This is a genomic window from Paenibacillus amylolyticus (assembly GCF_003719335.1).
GTDB lineage: Bacteria > Bacillota > Bacilli > Paenibacillales > Paenibacillaceae > Paenibacillus > Paenibacillus amylolyticus_D.
The window spans coordinates 101,950-120,513 of the sequence record NZ_RIAS01000008.1; the positions used below are offsets into that span (position 1 = coordinate 101,950).

General features: G+C 46.0%; 20 protein-coding genes and 1 riboswitch. Of the genes, 1 reads left to right on the forward strand and 19 read right to left on the reverse strand.

Going from position 1 to position 18,564, the window contains the following annotated elements:
• Positions 1–90 precede the first annotated feature (90 nt).
• From mqnC to metA, 4 genes are all read right to left on the reverse strand, one after another.
• On the reverse strand, positions 91–1,227 hold the full coding sequence (mqnC, locus tag EC604_RS15600) for a cyclic dehypoxanthinyl futalosine synthase (protein WP_123065047.1): 1,137 nt from the start codon (positions 1,225–1,227) through the stop codon (positions 91–93).
• 241 nt (positions 1,228–1,468) lie between these two features.
• The gene (locus EC604_RS15605) at positions 1,469–2,650 is read right to left on the reverse strand and encodes a trans-sulfuration enzyme family protein (RefSeq protein WP_123065048.1); all 1,182 of its coding nucleotides are present in this window, start codon (positions 2,648–2,650) and stop codon (positions 1,469–1,471) included.
• Positions 2,647–3,831, reverse strand: coding sequence for a PLP-dependent transferase (locus EC604_RS15610; protein ID WP_123065049.1), 1,185 nt, complete (start codon positions 3,829–3,831; stop codon positions 2,647–2,649). The genes EC604_RS15605 and EC604_RS15610 overlap by 4 nt, the downstream gene beginning before the upstream one ends.
• 24 nt (positions 3,832–3,855) lie before the next feature.
• Positions 3,856–4,773: a homoserine O-acetyltransferase MetA gene (gene metA / locus EC604_RS15615; RefSeq protein WP_123065050.1), complete on the reverse strand. Its 918-nt coding sequence runs from the start codon at positions 4,771–4,773 to the stop codon at positions 3,856–3,858.
• A 126-nt stretch (positions 4,774–4,899) separates the two neighbouring features.
• A riboswitch (SAM riboswitch) is annotated at positions 4,900–5,024 on the reverse strand.
• 457 nt (positions 5,025–5,481) lie between these two features.
• Here metA and corA point away from each other — a divergent pair.
• Positions 5,482–6,417 (forward strand): magnesium/cobalt transporter CorA, encoded by a 936-nt coding sequence (corA, locus tag EC604_RS15620; RefSeq protein WP_123065051.1) that lies wholly within the window; start codon positions 5,482–5,484, stop codon positions 6,415–6,417.
• A 107-nt stretch (positions 6,418–6,524) separates the two neighbouring features.
• On the opposite strand, the gene EC604_RS15625 is transcribed toward corA, so the two are convergent.
• The 15 genes from EC604_RS15625 to EC604_RS15695 form a co-directional block, all read right to left on the reverse strand.
• Complete coding sequence (locus tag EC604_RS15625) at positions 6,525–7,526, reverse strand: HRDC domain-containing protein (protein ID WP_123065052.1); 1,002 nt, start codon at positions 7,524–7,526, stop codon at positions 6,525–6,527.
• A 192-nt stretch (positions 7,527–7,718) separates the two neighbouring features.
• Positions 7,719–8,597: an ROK family protein gene (locus tag EC604_RS15630; RefSeq protein WP_123065053.1), complete on the reverse strand. Its 879-nt coding sequence runs from the start codon at positions 8,595–8,597 to the stop codon at positions 7,719–7,721.
• A gap of 77 nt (positions 8,598–8,674) precedes the next feature.
• Complete coding sequence (locus EC604_RS15635) at positions 8,675–9,361, reverse strand: MOSC domain-containing protein (protein WP_123065054.1); 687 nt, start codon at positions 9,359–9,361, stop codon at positions 8,675–8,677.
• 27 nt (positions 9,362–9,388) lie between these two features.
• The gene (locus tag EC604_RS15640; RefSeq protein ID WP_240036917.1) at positions 9,389–10,489 is read right to left on the reverse strand and encodes a phosphodiester glycosidase family protein; all 1,101 of its coding nucleotides are present in this window, start codon (positions 10,487–10,489) and stop codon (positions 9,389–9,391) included.
• 11 nt (positions 10,490–10,500) lie between these two features.
• Complete coding sequence (locus tag EC604_RS15645) at positions 10,501–11,394, reverse strand: 5'-3' exonuclease (RefSeq protein ID WP_123065056.1); 894 nt, start codon at positions 11,392–11,394, stop codon at positions 10,501–10,503.
• Positions 11,395–11,598: 204 nt separating this feature from the next.
• Positions 11,599–11,964 carry an arsenate reductase family protein gene (locus tag EC604_RS15650; protein WP_123065057.1) on the reverse strand — a complete coding sequence of 122 codons (366 nt, stop codon included), beginning with the start codon at positions 11,962–11,964 and terminating at the stop codon, positions 11,599–11,601.
• 618 nt (positions 11,965–12,582) lie between these two features.
• Complete coding sequence (locus EC604_RS15655; RefSeq protein ID WP_123065058.1) at positions 12,583–13,569, reverse strand: RluA family pseudouridine synthase; 987 nt, start codon at positions 13,567–13,569, stop codon at positions 12,583–12,585.
• Positions 13,566–14,141, reverse strand: coding sequence for a cob(I)yrinic acid a,c-diamide adenosyltransferase (locus EC604_RS15660; RefSeq protein ID WP_123065059.1), 576 nt, complete (start codon positions 14,139–14,141; stop codon positions 13,566–13,568). Before EC604_RS15660 ends, EC604_RS15655 begins: the two co-directional genes overlap by 4 nt.
• A 78-nt stretch (positions 14,142–14,219) precedes the next feature.
• Positions 14,220–14,756 (reverse strand): bifunctional adenosylcobinamide kinase/adenosylcobinamide-phosphate guanylyltransferase, encoded by a 537-nt coding sequence (locus tag EC604_RS15665; RefSeq protein ID WP_161556954.1) that lies wholly within the window; start codon positions 14,754–14,756, stop codon positions 14,220–14,222.
• A gap of 36 nt (positions 14,757–14,792) precedes the next feature.
• Positions 14,793–15,344, reverse strand: coding sequence for a hypothetical protein (locus EC604_RS15670; protein ID WP_123065061.1), 552 nt, complete (start codon positions 15,342–15,344; stop codon positions 14,793–14,795).
• Between the two features lie 187 nt (positions 15,345–15,531).
• On the reverse strand, positions 15,532–15,846 hold the full coding sequence (locus EC604_RS15675; protein ID WP_192895117.1) for an aspartyl-phosphate phosphatase Spo0E family protein: 315 nt from the start codon (positions 15,844–15,846) through the stop codon (positions 15,532–15,534).
• 94 nt (positions 15,847–15,940) lie between these two features.
• A complete protein-coding gene (locus EC604_RS15680) occupies positions 15,941–17,149 on the reverse strand; it encodes an aminotransferase class I/II-fold pyridoxal phosphate-dependent enzyme (RefSeq protein WP_123065063.1) in 1,209 nt (402 codons plus the stop codon).
• Between the two features lie 13 nt (positions 17,150–17,162).
• On the reverse strand, positions 17,163–17,663 hold the full coding sequence (locus EC604_RS15685) for an Lrp/AsnC family transcriptional regulator (RefSeq protein ID WP_123065064.1): 501 nt from the start codon (positions 17,661–17,663) through the stop codon (positions 17,163–17,165).
• A gap of 156 nt (positions 17,664–17,819) precedes the next feature.
• On the reverse strand, positions 17,820–18,203 hold the full coding sequence (locus EC604_RS15690) for a spore coat protein (protein WP_123065065.1): 384 nt from the start codon (positions 18,201–18,203) through the stop codon (positions 17,820–17,822).
• A 54-nt stretch (positions 18,204–18,257) separates the two neighbouring features.
• The gene (locus tag EC604_RS15695; protein WP_123065066.1) at positions 18,258–18,491 is read right to left on the reverse strand and encodes a hypothetical protein; all 234 of its coding nucleotides are present in this window, start codon (positions 18,489–18,491) and stop codon (positions 18,258–18,260) included.
• Positions 18,492–18,564 lie beyond the last annotated feature (73 nt).

Here is an 18,564-nt window from a genome sequence, read left to right on the forward strand (position 1 = left end):
ACTGCTTTGGCCCTTTTACACGGAACGAGCTCATATTCAATTCATATGATGTTACACAAATTAAAAAACCTATTGCTATGAATGTAGATATTAGTTCTGCATTACGAAATCTTTAGGTACCATGCTCTCTTCATCAAACATGCGCAAAATTTCATAACGCGTGTTGCGCTGTGCCGGAATATAACCTGACTCCCGAATCAGACGAAGAATGGATTCAATGTTCACTTTGTACGTCGCGCCGGCCGAGGATACAACATTCTCTTCAATCATCGTGCTGCCGAAGTCATTACAGCCGAATTCGAGCGATTTCTTACCGATCTCAGGTCCCATTGTAACCCAGGAAGATTGGATATTCTTAATGTTATCTAGAACTAGACGGCTGATCGCTACCGTTTTAAGGTATTCCTCTGGTGTTTGACGCTCCAGCTTAAGGTTTGTATTGTCCGGCTGGAATGTCCACGGAATAAAAGCGAGGAAGCCTTCAGAATCATACTTATTCGCAATACACTCATCCTGCGCTTCACGTACACGCATCAGATGCAGCGCGCGCTCTTCCATGGATTCACCCAGACCAATAACCATTGTAGCGGTTGTATTCATACCGATTCGGTGAGCAGTCTGCATTACATCCATCCAGTCGCGCCATGAACCTTTCAGACGGCTGATTTTGCGGCGTGTACGGTCATCGAGAATCTCGGCTCCGCCGCCTGGCAAGGAGTCCAGTCCAGCCTCATGAATGGCACGTACCACCTCTTCGAGCGTAAGTCCATCGGATACTTCAACCATTTTCATAATCTCAGCTGGTGAGAAGGAGTGCATCGTAATATTTGGGAAACGTTCCTTGATCGCTTTCAACAAGTCCGTATAATAGCTGAAAGGCAGATTTGGATTCGTTCCGCCTTGCATCAGAATCTCGGTTCCGTTGACATCTTCGGTTTCCTTGATTTTCTGGAAAATCACTTCATCCGGCAGCACATAGCCTTCCTCAGAACCAGGTCTGCGGTAAAAAGCACAAAAACGGCAGTATACGTCGCACACATTCGTGTAATTGACGTTACGCCCAATAACAAATGTTCTGTATGGTTCAGGGTGCATACGTTTCATGATCACATTGGCAGCTGCCCCGATTTTGTCTACTTCGTCAGACTCAAATAACTGAATCGTGTCTTCCAAGTCTAAACGTTCGCCCCGAAGGGCTTTATCTAAGATACGGTCTACCGTACTCATCGTAAAAAAGCCTCCCTCGTAAAGAGAAAATAATACGACGATCCCTCCCGGCTTGTTAGCAAAAAGCAAGTCGTGGCTGTAACATCGCATTTCTGTACTCCACATATCGTAACACAGGTTACATGTGAAAAAAAGCACCTTACGAAAAGGTGCTTAAAAAATGAGTTAAAATTTTGACATATGAAATACGTTTCAGATGTAGCTAGATCAGAGTAACCGTGGACATATTTAATAGTTCAACTTATAGTGTGGCATGCAACGCTTGCTCAAGATCAGCAATCAGATCATCAATATCCTCAAGCCCTACAGAGAAACGCAGCAAACCATCGGTAATTCCACGCTCATGTCGAACTTCTGCAGGCATAGCCGCATGAGACATCATCGTTGGGTACGAAAGAATGCTCTCGACTGCTCCCAGACTTACAGCGACAATGGGCAGTTTCACCTGATTCAGGACAGCTTTTGCACGATCACCTGAACCGACGTCAAATGATACTACCGCTCCGTAACCAGTTGACTGACGCTCATGCGCTTCACGGCCCGGATGATCCTCAAGTCCAGGGTAATACACAGCTGTTATATCTTGACGACCTTTGAGCCATGCGGCCAGCTTGGCAGTGCTCTGTTCACTATGAGCCATACGTGCACCGAGGGTCTTCATCCCGCGCATCAGAAGCCAGGACTCCTGAGCTCCGAGAACGGTACCGAGTCCGTTTTGCAGCTGTTTCAGTTGTCTGCCTAGTTCATCTGTTCGTGCAACAGCCAGACCAGCCAGCACATCACTGTGACCACCGAGAAATTTCGTAGCACTATGTACAACGATATCTACGCCAAGCTCAATGGGACGTTGATAGTACGGTGTCATGAACGTGTTATCCAAAATGGTAATCAGATTATGCTCTTTCGACCATGACGTTACCGCCGCAATATCCGTAATCTTCAAGGTCGGATTGGAAGGTGTCTCCATGTATACGGCCTTGGTGTTAGGCTTGATTGCTGCTTTGACTTGTTCAATGTCCGTCATGTCAACAAAAGTAGTCTCAATCTGCATCCGGCTTAGTATCGTTGTGAGCAGGCGATATGTGCCGCCGTATACATCTTCCGTTACGATGATATGATCGCCTGCGGAGAACATCATGAACACACTGGAGATTGCAGACATTCCTGACGAGTATGCAAATCCCCGCACCCCTCCTTCAAGCAACGCAATATAATCTTCCAAAGCCTGACGGGTTGGGTTACCTGAACGGCTGTAATCATGTTGCGGCGGATTAAAGATATCAAAGTGATGGAACGTAGAAGCCTGATAGATCGGTACACTGGAGGCACCTGTTGTTTTATCAATTTCATCTCCAAAATGAAGCAGCTTGGTATCAAACTTCAGCTCCGACGTACTCGGCTTATGGTTGCTTGATTCACTCATGAGATTACCCCTCCTTCAACTTCCTGCTGTGCTGCCAGCAATGCAGCATTCAGATCCGCGATCAGATCTTCCGCATGTTCAATGCCTACCGAGAACCGAAGCAGACGATCATCCACTCCTACTGCGTCACGAATTTCAAGCGGAATATCCGCATGGGTTTGCACTGCAGGATACGTCATGAGTGATTCTACGCCACCGAGGCTTTCTGCAAACGCAATTAATTGGATATGACGCAGCAATGGCTCCACATAACGTGCATCCTTCACTTTGAACGAAAAAATGCCTGTATTGCCGGAAGACTGCTTCCGCTGAATCTCATATCCGGGGTGATCGGACAAACCGGGGTGGAATACCTCGGCAACAGCCGGATGCTCCAGCAGAAATTTCGCGATGGTGAGTGCGTTATATTCATGGCGCTCCATGCGAAGAGCAAGTGTTTTCATGCCTTTCATCAGTTGATATGAATCACTTGGTGATAACACGGCTCCAATAGAGTTATGAAGAAACGCCATCTCTGCAGACAAGGCTTCGCCTTTGGTGATGATTAATCCGGCGAGCACATCATTGTGTCCACCCAAATATTTAGTCGCACTATGGATAATAATATCGGCGCCAAGTTCAATCGGACGCTGGAAGAATGGAGTCAGTAGTGTATTATCTACAATGGTCAGGAGGTTGTGCGTTTTGGCCCAGGAAGCAACAGCCTGAATGTCCGTAATCATCATGAGTGGGTTAGTTGGCGTCTCGATGAATACGGCCTTCGTATTCGGCTGACGGATATTCTCCAATACTTCCAGATCGTTCGTATCTACATAACTTGCGGTTACACCGAACCGGGACAAAATGCGTTCCAACAGGCGATACGTACCGCCATACAGGTCAAGAGAAACAATCAAATGATCTCCTTGGCTGAACATCGCAAAGATCGTTTGCAGTGCTGCCATCCCCGAGCTACAGGCAAAACCTGCATCACCAGACTCCAGAGCGGCTGCTGCTTCCTCTAACACTTTGCGCGTTGGGTTTGTTGTACGGATGTAATCAAACCCCGTGCTCTGTCCCAGCTTCGGGTGACGAAACGCAGTGGATTGATAGATCGGAAAGTTAACTGCACCTGTTACGGGTTCATTAATGGACCCAATTTGAGCTAAACGGCTTTCAATTTTCAACTTGTTATCTTCCATTACTGCATCCTCCTGTAATCTTGATTAGATTTGTGGGCCAATATCGTAAGGGGTTTCCTGATACACATAGTAATTGAGCCAGTTAGAGAATAATAAGTTAGCATGAGCACGCCATGTAGCTGGAGGTACCCGAGAAGGATCGTCCTTTGGATAGTAATACTTCGGCAGTGCGATATCCAATCCCTTGGCAACATCACGGTCATATTCCCATTTCAATGAAAACGGATCATACTCGGCATGTCCTGTGGCAAAAATTTGCTTCCCGTCCTTGGTCGCAACCAGGAATACTCCTGCTTCTTCGGACTCAGCCAAAATTTCGAGTTTATCGTTTTTCTCAATATCCTCGCGTCTTATCTCGGTGTGACGGGAGTGTGGAACGTTGAAGACTTCATCAAATCCACGGAGCAACGGAACATGAGGTTTGTTGATCGTATGTGGGAATACGCCAAAACACTTTTCATCCAGCGGAACTTTGGGTACATCAAAATGGTGGTATAGACCTGCCTGAGAAGCCCAACATATGTGCATCGTCGAAGTTACATTTGTTTTGGTCCATTCAAAGATTTCCTGAATCTCTTCCCAATAATTCACGTCTTCAAAATCCATTTGCTCTACCGGTGCACCGGTAATGATCATTCCGTCAAAACGGCGGTGCTGGATCTCATCAAATGTTTTATAAAACAGATCCAGGTATTCTTGAGATGTGTTCTTCGATGTGTGAGACTTGGGGTGCACCAGCACAACATCCACTTGAATCGGTGTGTTACCCACCAGACGAAGCAATTGCGTTTCCGTCGTTTCCTTCGTAGGCATCAGATTCAGTATGGCGATACGGAGCGGGCGAATATCCTGCTTGTACGCGGATGATTCGTCCATGACGAAAATATTCTCGCTTTCAAGTACTTCTTTGGCTGGTAATGTGTCGGGAATTTTAATTGGCATAGTGGGTTGACTCCTCCTTTTTCATGGGTCGCATCTGGTACGAAAATCACGCTCTGAGAAGCTCTGCATATGACAAAGACCTCTCTCGGATTCCGAGAAAGGTCATATGTAAACAGATATGCGCCTCTCTCATCTCTCAGTTACAACAGCATCACAAGGATGCTTGGTCGCTGCAAGAATTAGCACCGTGCATATTATCGCCGGTTGCCGGGTTTCATCGGGCTGGTCCCTCCACCTACTCTTGATAAGATTTCGCTGTATTCAATTATAATTCAAATTTATTAACTTTTACTTTAAAACATTACTGCCCTCACGTCAAGAACCAGTTGTTCGTTTTAGGAGTAAACTTGGAACCCTTCATCATCCGTCCTCATACACTGCCTCAGAGCTTGAAATAGACACATTTTTGCGCTTGAAAGCACCATGGACCAGCGGTATACTAGACAAGTGTTTATAAGCCCTTATGTGAGAGGTGACATATTAAATGGATGGCGACCCGAGGCCCAACTGGCAGTCGAATTCCGAACAACTGCATAGAGAATTGACATCAGCATGTCGGCAGCGGGACGTTTCTTCCGTTTGATTATAGATTGATGACGCAGTAAAGTCCTCATAACAGGCTCCGCTGCCGACCGGCTGATCTGTTCTTTTGCGCCCATATTAATGATGAAATCCGCCATGATGGCGGGTGCAGAAGGAGTAGATAACATGAAAATCCGGTTGGTTAACAACGGTGTATTTATCCCGGTGGATGACATTCAGCAAGCGCTGACTCCACCAGCAGAAGGATTCTACTGGATTGACGCGGACGTGGACGATTTGGCTGTCCTTCAGCCACTGTTCTCCATGCATGATCTGGCTGTAGAAGATTGCTTGAGTGATGAAGAGCAGCGTCCGAAGATTGAGATTTATGAAAACCATTATTTTATCGTGATCAACAGCATTCGTTTTGATGATGAAGAGATTTTCCTGCGCGCAGTCAACCTTTTTCTCGGTAGACACTTTATCATCAGTGTAACGAAACAGAAGGTCAGCGAATTGCGCACCTTGAAGCCAATCCTCTGGGAACAGGAAATCAGCAGTCCCGACCGTCTTCTCTACCTGCTCGTTGACTTGATCGTAGACAATTACTTCACCGTTGGTGATCGAATTGAAGCACGAATTGAGAAACTTGAGGAAGACATTCTGATGCATACCAAAAAGTCACATCTGAATGAGATTATCGGTCTGCGAAGCGAGATTTTGTGGCTGAAAAAAGTACTGGGACCTCAAAAAGAGGTCATTAATACACTCAACAAAAAAGATCTGCGTCTCATTGATGATCAGCTGCAAAAATATTTCAGCGACATTTACGAGAACGCCGTAAAAATATCAGAAACCTTCGAAACGTACCGCGATCTGATGGGCAACTTGCGAGAAGCCTATCAGTCCAGTATCGCTAACCGCGCGAATGAGATCATGCGTGTGTTTACCGCCATCACCACAGTGTTCATGCCTTTGACCGTTATAACCGGGATTTATGGGATGAACTTTGATAACATGCCTGAATTACACTGGAAATACGGGTATTATGCCGTTATCGGCCTGATGATAACACTCGGCTTGACAATGTTCTTTATTTTCCGTAAAAAAGACTGGATCTGAAACGACCGGTGTATCCGCTATATCATACCATTCAAAGAATAAGACGAAGCGCTCCTTCACAGGACGACTTCGTCTTTTTAATATCACTGCTTCTCGGCGTTTCTTAGCTAACCAACATTACGCTCGGTTTCAGTATGTCTCCGAAAACGGATGCGAATCATCCGTAACCGTTCATACACTTGCTCCAAGCTGCCTCCTTCAGGGCGATCTCCTCCGTAAACTTTAAGTAACACAGGCTTCAGAAATGTATCTCCTAGCTCCTCATATGCATTCCATACCGCCTCTTGTTCAGTCTCAGGCATAACGGCCAGTTCTACATCAAGCAAAGAATCCGTGTCATAGCCTTCCAGATCGAGTATTTCCAACAGTTCGATTAATTCCCGCCGGGATAATCCAGATCGATTCACGATCGCTTCTAAGGTTTGACCTTCTTTCATGCCTTCCAGCACGTGCTTGCGCGTAATGAATTTATCCAGTTCCTGCTTGTACTTCTGCTCTTTTTGCTTATATAACCAGCTTTCGTACTCTTCTTCTTTCAATACGATATATACCCAGTCTAACGGGAAAGGTCTCGATTGCTCGAATCCACTCATCAGTTCAAGCCATTCCAGTCCGTATTCCGCCGCTTTGCTCTCGCCAACACCTGGCAGTTGCATCAGTTCATCCATCGTATGTGGAACAAAAGCACTGATCAGCCGCAGCAAACGATTCGTTGCTACAAAATAAGGAGCCTTCCGATCCGAAGCCGCTTTCTGCCTGCGCCATGTACATAAATCCTCATACAATTGCTCATTTCCGTACAGTTCACTAAAACAATGCAGACGCTGGCCTGCATAACTACGTGGCTTCATATCCTCATTTTCGTTGTATAACCCATGCATCAATGGACGATACCCTTCGCTCATCTGCATGGCAAGTTGATGACGATAAATGTGCATCAGTTCTTCCCACGAATTCCCTTCATACCAGATCGTATCTTCCCGATCACCTGCTTCATAACAACTCCATCCCAAGTGCCAGCTATTCTCCTCCTCACCAATCCATAATTGGGCAATCTCCTCATGATGCTCAGACACTCTGGATAATTTGTTCATAAAAATGACTTCCATTGCTTGTTCCCTCCTTTAGACAATACAGCCTGTTCGATTAACGATGGCACTCTCTGTCTCTCTATACAGACAGCACAAAAAAAAGCACCTCTCCTGCAAAATCGCTGCAAGAGAGGTGCTTCCTCATTAACCGTACTATACTGTTGCACATATCATACCATACTGGTAAATTTCGTCAATCCCTAAATATGTTTATTTGGATAAAGCTAATTTTGCCAGCGCCAGGGAACCACACAACCCTGCATTGTCTCCCAAACCTGGTGGCACAACATACGCATCCATTCCAACATGAAGTGACGGATGCTGCACATAACCTGCCAGCAATTCCTGTAGCTTGCTGCGAACCATCGGGAATAGGTGCTCCTGTTTCATCACGCCCCCACCCATCACAATTTTCTGTGGCGAAAGAATCAGCACATAATTCATCAAAGCATGTGCAAGATAATGCGCTTCAATCTCCCAGGCTTTGTGATCTGCTGGCAATTCATAAGCAGGTTGTTCCCAGCGTTTGTTCAGGGCCGGCCCCGCCGCAAGACCTTCCAGACAGTCTCCATGATATGGGCAGGTTCCTGCGTATGAATCTTCGGGATGTCTCCGTACGATAATATGACCCATCTCGGGATGAGACAGCCCGTGTACCATTTTTCCACCAACGACAGCCCCTGCACCGATACCTGTGCCTACCGTAATATACAGACAGCTATCCAGTCCCTGCGCAGCTCCCCAAGTCGCTTCACCCAAAGCAGCTCCGTTCACATCGGTGTCAAACGTCATAGGCACGTCAAAGTGTTCTTTGAGTTTGCCAATCATGTTGTACTGTCCCCAATGCGGCTTTGGTGTTGTCGTAATGTAACCATAGGTTGGGCTTCCTTCAATGGGATCAATCGGACCGAATGAACCTACGCCCAGCGCTTCAATGCCTTTACCTTCAAAGAAAGAGATAACATGAGCCATCGTCTCTTCCGGCGTGGTCGTCGGGAAGCTTACTCGTTCCAAAACCTCTCCATGTTCCGTCCCAATACCACATACAAATTTGGTTCCGCCTGCTTCGATTGCACCTAAAACTGTCATGTTGGTTTCACTCCCACGTTGGTTTGAGATAGGAAACTCTGCTGCATCCATATCATCGTTCAGATACACAGCAGGGCTTAGTTACACTCAATCTTGTTCAAGCGTTTAAGCAATGTCTGTTTCCAGCTATCCGAGAGCACAGGAATAGCCAATAGTGCCTTCATCCCTTCCACGTCCTGCTTCCCCTGATGCATGATCCGGTTAGCTTCAAGAATCGTCATGTATGAAGCATCTGTGCGAACTCTTCTAAAACGTGATGCAGGGCTAACTTCTCCCTCTTCCAATACCCGAAAATAAAAGCCGGTATGCCCGCTTTCCTGAAAATAAACAGGTAACTCCTTGTAATCATATCTTACACCCAACTTGAAGCATGGTTGTCTTGGCTGACTGACTTGCACCTGCGCATCACCGAGTTCAAATACATCACCAATGCGAACCTCTTCCTCGGCGCATCCTGTAACGGTCAGATTCTCTCCAAATGCCCCCCACTCCAGCTTACGGTCCATCAGGCGCTCAATCGCCGAATAGCGACTATGATCGTATACACAGACCGCTTTATCTGGACCACCGTGGTGCACCAGATCCGCTTGGGCATCCCCTGTCATTCCAGTGAATGACAGGAAAACCGGGGCGGAGACAGGGTGTTTCACAATACCGCTCAACACTTCATGCTTCTGACCGGGCAGTGGCTTAGGCTTCCCTATATTAATCGCCAGAACTGCCGTGCTTTCCTCTTCTGTTATCGAATCGGGTATAGGTGTCATGCCACATCATACCTCCATGATTACTTTTTATCGAACAGAACCACCAAATACTAATGTATTACTTAACAGCCGCCCTGGAGAAGTCAGCATCTTGCCACCTGCATACATTCCGGAGGATGCACCGCCATCCAAGTTCATCGCCTGTTTGGCTCCCAGCTTTTGCATCACAGCTGCCCATTCTTTCATTGTAGCACCAGAAACGGTGGCAAGCATCACCGAACCGTCGGGCATAATGGCAATTCCGCTTCTCGCTCCAGACGAATTCAAAATCTTCGGATCTCTGAACCCCTCACTTGCCGGATTGACCGATATCTTGCCGTCTTTCACCAGACGCGGGCCAGCACCGACAGCTGTGACTACATCCTGCCAAGGAATTTCCTGACCGGCTGCATTAGTATATCTGTAATTCATCTCTACGGTGGAACCTACCGTAAACCGGTCTGCTGTGGACTTCTCCCGGCCTGTGAAGACAAGAACAGAACCATTTTTGGGAATCGCTACGTTTGTGTTCGGTACTTTTTTGGTCACAACACCCTTTTCCATAATCACTGCTGTCCCACCCTTGAAACCAACATTGGCTCCGCGTTCTGGAGTGTATAGCATCGAGATGCTTGCATCTGCTGAAGGTGTCCGATTAATAAAGGTCGCATACCAGCTGCGTGATTTTCCGTTCGTATCTGTGACCGTGCCCGTTAAGCTCACTTGAAGTGAATCCATAATCGCTGACCCATCCGCTTTAAAACCAATAGATGTGCCATACCTTCCTATATGTATAACTTTCCCATTTGCTATTAACATCCCGTAAGGATCTGGTGCTCCGTGATATGCTTCAAAAAAAGCTCCGTTAATTGCTGCTTGTGCGCCATACGCTTTTACAATAGACGGCAATGTTGCGGTTTGGCCAACCTGTTTCTTAGCAAGTCCGACGGTTACTGGTGTCCCTTTTGGAATGGAAACGGTCTGTACGCTAAAACTACGTCCTGCTGCTTTCACTTTCTGTACTTTCGTGCTAATGGCTGCTTTGGCTTCCGCTGTCTGTGGTGCACTTACCGCCCCCGACAGTACTACCGGAAGTGCGAGGACGAGGGCCATCGCCCCAGTCCACCACTTTTTACTCTTTTTTTTCATCATCATGTTGCTCACCCTATCGCCACTCCCATCCAAGAGCCAAGGCTCTTCATCTCAAGTTGTTCAAACTTGTCCATCACCGTATCCGGGTCCAGACGCAATTCACAGCCTTCCAGGGTACAAGCCACCGGAACTGCACAGTGAATCTCTGCCAGTCTGCGAGACAGATGCAGCATATCGAGATCACTCTCAATTTTTTTACGTACCGAAGGAGTGAGTTGATCCAGATTGCTTAAGATCCCTTCAATCGATCCATACTCTTGCACAAGCTTCAAAGCCGTTTTCTCGCCAATTCCACGTACCCCGGGATAATTGTCGCTGGCATCTCCCATCAAGCCCTTCATGTCAATAACCTGACGCGGTGTCAATTGTTTCTCGGCCATCAACGTTTCGGGATTGTATACCATGTAGTTGCCGTGACCTTTTTTCATAATAATGATACTTGTGCGGTCATTAATCAGCTGTAACATATCATGGTCTCCCGTCAGTACCATCACATTCATATCGGTTTCTTCGGTGTAATACTTGGCGAGTGTCCCGATACAATCGTCAGCCTCATACCCTTCTGCACCAATATTCGGAATGTTCAAACTATCCATCACTTCACGAATCAGAGCAAACTGGGGAATAAGGTCATCTGGTGCTTCAGCACGATTACCTTTGTACGCTGCATACTCCTGACCGCGAAACGTCTTGCCTCCCATATCCCAACAGCAGATGACATGGCTTGGTCCAAACGTCTGAACCGCATCCCAAAAATAACGGATAAACCCATAGACTGCATTGGTCGGAAGCCCTGCCTTTGTACGTCTGATATATCCGCTCGCAGATGTTGCATAGAATGCCCGGAACAACACTGCCATACCGTCTACCAGTAACAAAGTAGGTTCATTACGTTGATTCACTTGATTTTGTTCTCTCCTTGATCTATGAAAGCTGGATAGACAAACTTCGCTATCAACTTCAATAGTATATTAAATGTCGAAACTCATTCTATCATTATAACATAGTTACGCCAACCCTCATTAGAGCATAATTATGCCACTCCTCCGTTCCACCAAAAAAAGCCCTGAATTGTGAACAATTCAAGGCTTAGCTCTGGCGAATTTTCAGGCGTTGTTCCATTCCTGCTCATACGTATCTTCTTTGAAACCTACGGTGACTTTTTCTCCATCAGTTACGATCGGACGTTTGATCAGACGACCATTGGAAGCCAGTAACGCAATCTGCTCTTCCTCGGACATACCTGGCAGTTTGTCTTTGAGCTGTTGCTCTTTATAGACTTCTCCACTGGTGTTAAAAAACTTTTTCACTTCAAGTCCGCTTTTTTGAACAAGCTCTGTCAATTCATCTTTCGATGGTGGTGTATCGAAAATAGGGATTAGCTCCAGCTCATGCCCTTTCGCTTCTAGCCATTTCACAGCCTTACGGCACGTACCACATTTCGCATATTGGTATACTTTCAATTTTGTCATGGGATCCCTTCCGCTCGGGTTTTGGTCTCTCGCTTCCCTTGGTTTGCTCCGCAAATCCAAAAGTCGCTCCATCCCAATACCCTCGCTCAGCAATTTTTCTGTTGGTGAACGGGGGCATATCGCCCCTCATTACACCTTGATTTTTCAACATGTATTCCAACATCTTTAGAGAGAAATGTTGGGGGAATCCATACTCTGTGAGCTTAGAGATTTATGGGCTCTCCGGCTTTAACTAGCTTAAAGCCGTAAGAAATTTAAACTCTAAAAGTCTCTTTAGCCTTCGGCGTGTGGTTCGGATGCTTTGCTCACCGAACTCTAAAGCTTCAAAACCTTAAGGCTCAAAATGCCTTTAGCCTTCGGCGTGTGGTTTGGCGCTTCGCTCACCAAACTCTAAAGCTTCAAAACCTTAAGGCTCAAAACCCCTTTAGCCTTCGGCGTGTGGTTTGGCGCTTCGCTCACCAAACTCTAAAGCTTCAAAACCTTAAGGCTCAAAATGCCTTTAGCCTTCGGCGTGTGGTTTGGTTGCTTTGCCGCCAAACCGTGGGGTATCTTCACTTACGATCACTCATTCGCTCCCCTGGATCTATGGTTACTCATCCACTAGGGTGTTTAGCTTGGCTATTGCACCGTTTCTCTCGGGGCCGCCTCGGTATCCAAACGTTTCTCCAATGCGGCCATATCTGGCGGCAGTGGTGCCTGGAATGTCATACGTTCACGAAGGATTGGATGTTCAAACGTCAGTTCACACGCATGCAGCGCTTGGCGTTCAATCCACGTATCCCGTTCCTCCCGAACAGCCATTGTCTGCTCATCCACGTTATGCACTGGCAACGTCTTATACATCTGATCACCGATCAACGGGCAACCGATAGACGTCATATGTACCCGGATCTGATGGGTTCGTCCACTCTCCAGCTTCAAACTTACAGCACTGGCACTTCCATCATCCCAGCGTGACAACGTTGTGTAGAGCGTTCTGGCTGCATATCCGTCTGGTGTAACGATACGGCGATGCGGTTCCTCGGGATCGCGATCAATAGGTCCGTCGACTGCTCCATGTTCGGGAACAGGGCTGCCATGCACCAGTGCGATATATTTTTTATCCACAGTACCGGCGATCATCTGCTCTGATACATGCTGGTGCACATACGGGTTTTTGGCAATCGCCAGCACACCGGATGTTTCTTGATCCAATCGATGGATAGGACGGAAGCGGAATTTCTCGCCTTTTTGTTGCCAATAATGCACCACACCATTAGCCAAAGTGCCTGTGTAATGCCCATGGGTTGGATGCACGATAATTCCGGCATCTTTATTCACGATCAGCAGATGTTCGTCTTCATACAATACGGTGAATGGAATTTCCTCTGGCAGAATATCATCGGATTCCTCTTGCTCCATCCGAACCTCCACCAGATCACCCGCACTTACTTTGACACTAATGTATACTCGTTCACCATTCAGCATAACACCTTGCTCGGTGAGTTTGATTTTGGATAAAAGCTTACGCGAAACCTGCAGCCGTTTTTGAAGCACGGTCTTTAACAGCCAGCCGTCCTCTACTTCGGTCACCCTGTAGGCAATCGGCGCATAATATTGGCTCATTCTTTGCGGCGGAATACTTTTTTGCTCCGCACATATTCAATATCCGCAACTTGTTGTCTAGCATTGGCTGTCCGTGCAACAACAAAGAAATAATCCGATAGACGATTCAGATACCTGCGCACCGACGGATTAATATCCGTATGCTGTCCCAGCGTAACGGTACGGCGCTCTGCCCGGCGACATACCGTACGGCACACATGTAGTGAAGATGAAAGTGGACTTCCGCCTGGAATAATAAAACGTTCCACTTTAGGATTCTCAGCATCATATTGATCGATCCACTGTTCCAAACGTGTGACCATCTCATCCCGTACTTTGTACTTTGTCTCACTTATGCGTACAAAAGCCAAATCTGATCCGCAGTCAAAAAGCTCCTGTTGCACTTCCAGCAGATGTTCGCGCAGATCCTCAAATTCTCCATTAGCAGAGTCAATAAGACTGATCGCTTGACCCACAAAGCAATTTAATTCATCAATCGTACCATAAGCCTCTACCCGATCATCATCTTTGATAACTCGGCCTCCAATGACTGAAGTTTGGCCTTCATCACCGGTTCGTGTATATATCCCCATCATCATCCCTCCAATTAGGCATCAATCATTTATCAACCGCTGAAATATCTTATCCGATTACCTAAAGCTCGTCTATTCTTAATCTTCATAACGCAAATGCAGAGCTTTCAGATCAATCGCAAGGCCAGACACCAACATAAACATCTGTTTTGCATTGGACTGCAAAATCCGGTTCACCGAAGCCATTCTCGCTGCAAAAATTCGTTCCTCTTCTGACGGATGTAAACTGCCATGCATCTCATTTGTAATAATAAGTATTTTCCCCTGGTAGGATAGCAGTGTCTCTAGTAACCGTTGTGTTTCAACACGTTGCTGATCCAAGTCAGTTGCTTCTCTGAAACTCGCTGCCATCCAGGATGTCAGGCTATCCACAATCAACATGCGTTGATCGGCCAGAAAAAGATTGGATTCCCGATTAATCTGGTTCACCACTTCAGCAAGCTTTGGACCGTTCCCCGCCTGAATGGCACGATAATGAGCGGATGGCAATTCGGGAATAACGGAATCATGATCACCAGTGGATAAATATACACCTTCCCGGCTCATTTGAGCCGCATATTGCAGCGCAAAGCGCGTTTTTCCGCTGCCTATACCGCCTGTGACCGTAATCAGCAATCCGTTCCCTCCTCCCATACCTGTTCTATATAGATGTTACTCTGTCAGCGCTTTGAGCACTTTTTTCGACTCTTCAATGTTAGCCGCTGACAATGGAATGGTAGCGAACAGATTGCTTGGAGCATAGTTCACATCCTTGAACATCTGCATGTCCTCAAGCGGAATGCCATACAGGTGGGTTTCCTTTTTCATATCAGATCCATCGTCGCCCTTCCCTTTTTCAACCAATACAGATCCCTCAAATACACCGCGTTCATATTTCTTGGGATCAAATGTATCGTCCAGCGGGACATTCGAGCCATTCTGACCATACTGTTTCATATCATTTTCAGGCAAAATAAAGATATCGTGGCTGCCAGCGGCATATTCAACCAATATTTTTTGGACATCGTACATCGCACTTGTAATGATTTCTACTTTTGGCTCTTCACCAAGCTTTTGCTGCAGCTTTGTTTGCAATTGCTCCGAAATACCCGATGGATTACCCTGGTTATCAATAATAAACACCGTAAATCCATCTTTACCGCCGCATCCGGCTAATATAAAGATTAATGAAATTATTGCGGCAAGTCCCCAAAATCTTTTCATTCCAGCTCCCCCTTTAGTCTCCTAACTCCAATATATCACAATTGTTCCACGCAAAAAAATAACCCGTCTATTCAACAATTATATTAAAGTAAATAGCAAAAAGGAGACCCTTTCGGACCTCCTTCTCTACCGTGTTACAAATTATATCATTCTACATGTTCCCAGCGTATATCCATCAACCCGATATTTACTTCGGTTTGACAGGATTAGCCTTCATGTATTCGTTAATCTTTAAGTCCAGCAAACTGCTGATCTCAATCACAATATCGGACGTAAATGATTTCTCTTCCAGGAAAATCTGTTCCATTTTGCTGCGAAGCATGCGGATCTCATCTTCCAAGGAAATGTTATGCAAGGATGCGTCATCAGGGTTCACCAACCATCGGTCGCCATGATCGCTTTCTGCCAGAACGTGTCCACGATTCGTCGGTAAATCATATTCAACACAAAACAAAGCTAACCCCTCCTCGGAAAATAATTTTCCAAATATATGAAATCTCATTTCAAATTGAAATTATATCATAATATTTTGTAAAAGAAAGTATTTTTTTGGAAAAGTTCCAAATGCCTTATTTATACTGTACCTCTTGTTTGTATTAACCCTCTTTTTGAACTTTGTAAACAAAATTCCCGATACGTTCCAAAGCTTCGTTTAACTGCGATACGGAGGTCGCATATGAGCAACGTAAAAATCCTTCCCCTTGCGGGCCAAAAACGTTACCTGGCACAGCAGCCACCTTGTTCTCGGTTAACAATCGTTCAGCAAACAGATCGGAGCTCAGGCCTGTCTTCTGAATACTCGGAAAAGCATAGAACGCTCCCTGAGGTTCATGACAATCCAGTCCGATATCACGGAACCCCTGTACAATCAAACGTCTGCGCTGATTATAGGATTCAACCATTCGGTCTTTCTCACCCAGTCCATTCGTCAATGCTTCAAGTGCAGCTACCTGCCCCATTGCTGGTGCACACATCACCGTGTACTGGTGAATTTTGAGCATTGCTGCAATAAGTTCGGGATGTCCACACATATATCCGATCCGCCAGCCTGTCATCGCAAACGCCTTGGAAAAACCGCTCACCAAAATCGTGCGATCTTTCATACCAGGAATTGAAGCGAAGCTGACATGTTTTTGATTATACGTCAATTCGGCATAAATTTCGTCAGCAATGACGATCAGATCATGTTTTTTGACGACTTCTGCGATCGGTAGCCAGTCTTCATAAGTCATAATTGCCCCTGTAGGATTGCTCGGATAACATAAAATAACGACCTTGGATTTCGGTGTAATGCTAGCTTCCAGCGCTTCAGCCGTTACCTTGAACTGATCTTTTGCATATGTCTCTACCCCAACAGGAATACCTCCACCGATGGATGCAATAGGGGAGTAAGCTACATAAGATGGCTCCGGGATTAGAATCTCGTCACCGGGCACGATCAATGCACGCAAAGCAAGGTCAATCGCTTCACTTCCACCTACGGTGACAATAATCTCGTCTTTTGGATCGTACTTGGTATCAAACTGTGTATCCAAATAATCGCTAAGTGCTTCACGCAGCTTCGGCATACCTGCATTTGATGTATAACTAGTCATGCCTCTTTCAAGAGAGTATACACAAGCTTCACGCATATGCCACGGTGTTACAAAATCCGGCTCGCCTACACCAAGCGTGATGATATCTTTATTGTCGCCCACCAGATCAAAAAACTTGCGGATGCCGGATGGCGGGATCTGCTTCACAAGCGGAGCCAAATATGAGGACATTGTTTTGTTATTCCCGGTTGTCTGTTCATTCACTATCATGACACATCTTCCTTTACGGCGAGATCATGAGACGGTTGTCTTCCTGATGGTCTTCAAAAATAATCCCGTCCTGCTTATATTTTTTAAGAATAAAATTCGTCTTGGTTGACAGTACTGAATCAATCGGAGACAGCTTCTCCGATACAAAGTTAGCCACTTCACGCAGATTGCCGCCCTCTACTTCAACAAGTAGATCATAAGCTCCTGACATGAGGTACACGGACTTCACTTGCGGATAAAGATAGATCCGTTCAGCAATCCCTTCAAAGCCACGCCCACGCTCGGGTGTAATCTGAACTTCGATCAGGGCCGTCACTTTCTCATCATCGATTTTGCTCCAGTTCACTACCGTTGCATATTTGACGATGACGTGTTCTTCTTCAAGCTGTGCTACAGCAGCTTTGATTTTATCTTCCGACTCCCCCAGCAGCGTTGACAGCAGTGCGGGAGTCCTTCTCGCGTCTTCCTTCAACAGATCCAGAACTTTGAGTTGCAGATCGTTCAACTCTTTCATCGTTTTCCCTCCAGCGTCATCCAGGTTCCTAAAATGAATTAATACTTATATTACATGAATTCAACGTTGGTGCATAGACAAAAGACCGCCTGCCCTCAATTCAGGCAAGCGGTGGTATGGTCTATAGCGTCATGCTTCAAAACCCTTATCTACAGGTTACATGTAATAAGGGTTGCCGTAATTCGGTTGACGCGGAGACACATTCGGTATCTGGCTGTAAGAATTATTTTGTGCATTTTTCTCTTGCACAAATTGCTGACACTTCTGCTGTGCCTGGTGTGCTGACTGAATCTGTTTATCCACGTCCTGACGAGGTGCTTTGGCGGAAGCCGAATACATATTGTTCTGCTGCATCAGGTTAAACAGTTCACCTTGCAGTCGGAGTGTATCATTCGTCAAATCATTGAACATACTGCGAACCATAGGGCATGAAGATTCTGTTGTAGCTGTTGTGTATTCGCGCGAAGTTCGTCTCAGATCAGCAAGAATCGTTTTTAACAAATCCTGTTCTTGCATGAAATTACCGCTTTGATTATACATGTGTTTTCCTCCTATGTGCTTATTTATCGCTGCAGGCTGTCTTTAGATGTGAAGCTATTGGGATTGGGACGGTGCAAAAGATTGATGCTGATGCAACGTTTGAATCAATGTGTTCATATGTTGCTCATGAGAGCGAACATATTGATTCAATGCCTGTTGAATAGCCGGATGTGTGGATATAGAAGCTGTAGCTGCACATTGCTTGATCAGCATCTCCTCGTTCGAGATGGAATCGGCAATGTAGTTTAATTCCTTTGGGCTCAGGGCTTGCATTTGTGAATGTTGCATGTACGTCGTACCTCCTAGATCTAAAGTTTATGCGAGTTTATTGTTACCTTGAATGACAAAACTATACCAATGT

Coding starts and splice junctions, on each gene's coding strand:
- EC604_RS15675 (WP_192895117.1), bottom strand. CDS start 15,846: ATGAGATTTCATATATTTGGAAAATTATTTTCCGAGGAGGGGTTAGCT.
- EC604_RS15605 (WP_123065048.1), bottom strand. CDS start 2,650: ATGAGTGAATCAAGCAACCATAAGCCGAGTACGTCGGAGCTGAAGTTT.
- EC604_RS15680 (WP_123065063.1), bottom strand. CDS start 17,149: ATGATAGTGAATGAACAGACAACCGGGAATAACAAAACAATGTCCTCA.
- corA (WP_123065051.1), top strand. CDS start 5,482: ATGAAAATCCGGTTGGTTAACAACGGTGTATTTATCCCGGTGGATGAC.
- EC604_RS15670 (WP_123065061.1), bottom strand. CDS start 15,344: ATGAAAAGATTTTGGGGACTTGCCGCAATAATTTCATTAATCTTTATA.
- EC604_RS15685 (WP_123065064.1), bottom strand. CDS start 17,663: ATGAAAGAGTTGAACGATCTGCAACTCAAAGTTCTGGATCTGTTGAAG.
- mqnC (WP_123065047.1), bottom strand. CDS start 1,227: ATGAGTACGGTAGACCGTATCTTAGATAAAGCCCTTCGGGGCGAACGT.
- EC604_RS15650 (WP_123065057.1), bottom strand. CDS start 11,964: ATGACAAAATTGAAAGTATACCAATATGCGAAATGTGGTACGTGCCGT.
- EC604_RS15660 (WP_123065059.1), bottom strand. CDS start 14,141: ATGGGGATATATACACGAACCGGTGATGAAGGCCAAACTTCAGTCATT.
- EC604_RS15625 (WP_123065052.1), bottom strand. CDS start 7,526: ATGGAAGTCATTTTTATGAACAAATTATCCAGAGTGTCTGAGCATCAT.
- EC604_RS15630 (WP_123065053.1), bottom strand. CDS start 8,597: ATGACAGTTTTAGGTGCAATCGAAGCAGGCGGAACCAAATTTGTATGT.
- EC604_RS15695 (WP_123065066.1), bottom strand. CDS start 18,491: ATGCAACATTCACAAATGCAAGCCCTGAGCCCAAAGGAATTAAACTAC.
- EC604_RS15690 (WP_123065065.1), bottom strand. CDS start 18,203: ATGTATAATCAAAGCGGTAATTTCATGCAAGAACAGGATTTGTTAAAA.
- EC604_RS15635 (WP_123065054.1), bottom strand. CDS start 9,361: ATGACACCTATACCCGATTCGATAACAGAAGAGGAAAGCACGGCAGTT.
- EC604_RS15640 (WP_240036917.1), bottom strand. CDS start 10,489: ATGAAAAAAAAGAGTAAAAAGTGGTGGACTGGGGCGATGGCCCTCGTC.
- EC604_RS15610 (WP_123065049.1), bottom strand. CDS start 3,831: ATGGAAGATAACAAGTTGAAAATTGAAAGCCGTTTAGCTCAAATTGGG.
- EC604_RS15655 (WP_123065058.1), bottom strand. CDS start 13,569: ATGAGCCAATATTATGCGCCGATTGCCTACAGGGTGACCGAAGTAGAG.
- metA (WP_123065050.1), bottom strand. CDS start 4,773: ATGCCAATTAAAATTCCCGACACATTACCAGCCAAAGAAGTACTTGAA.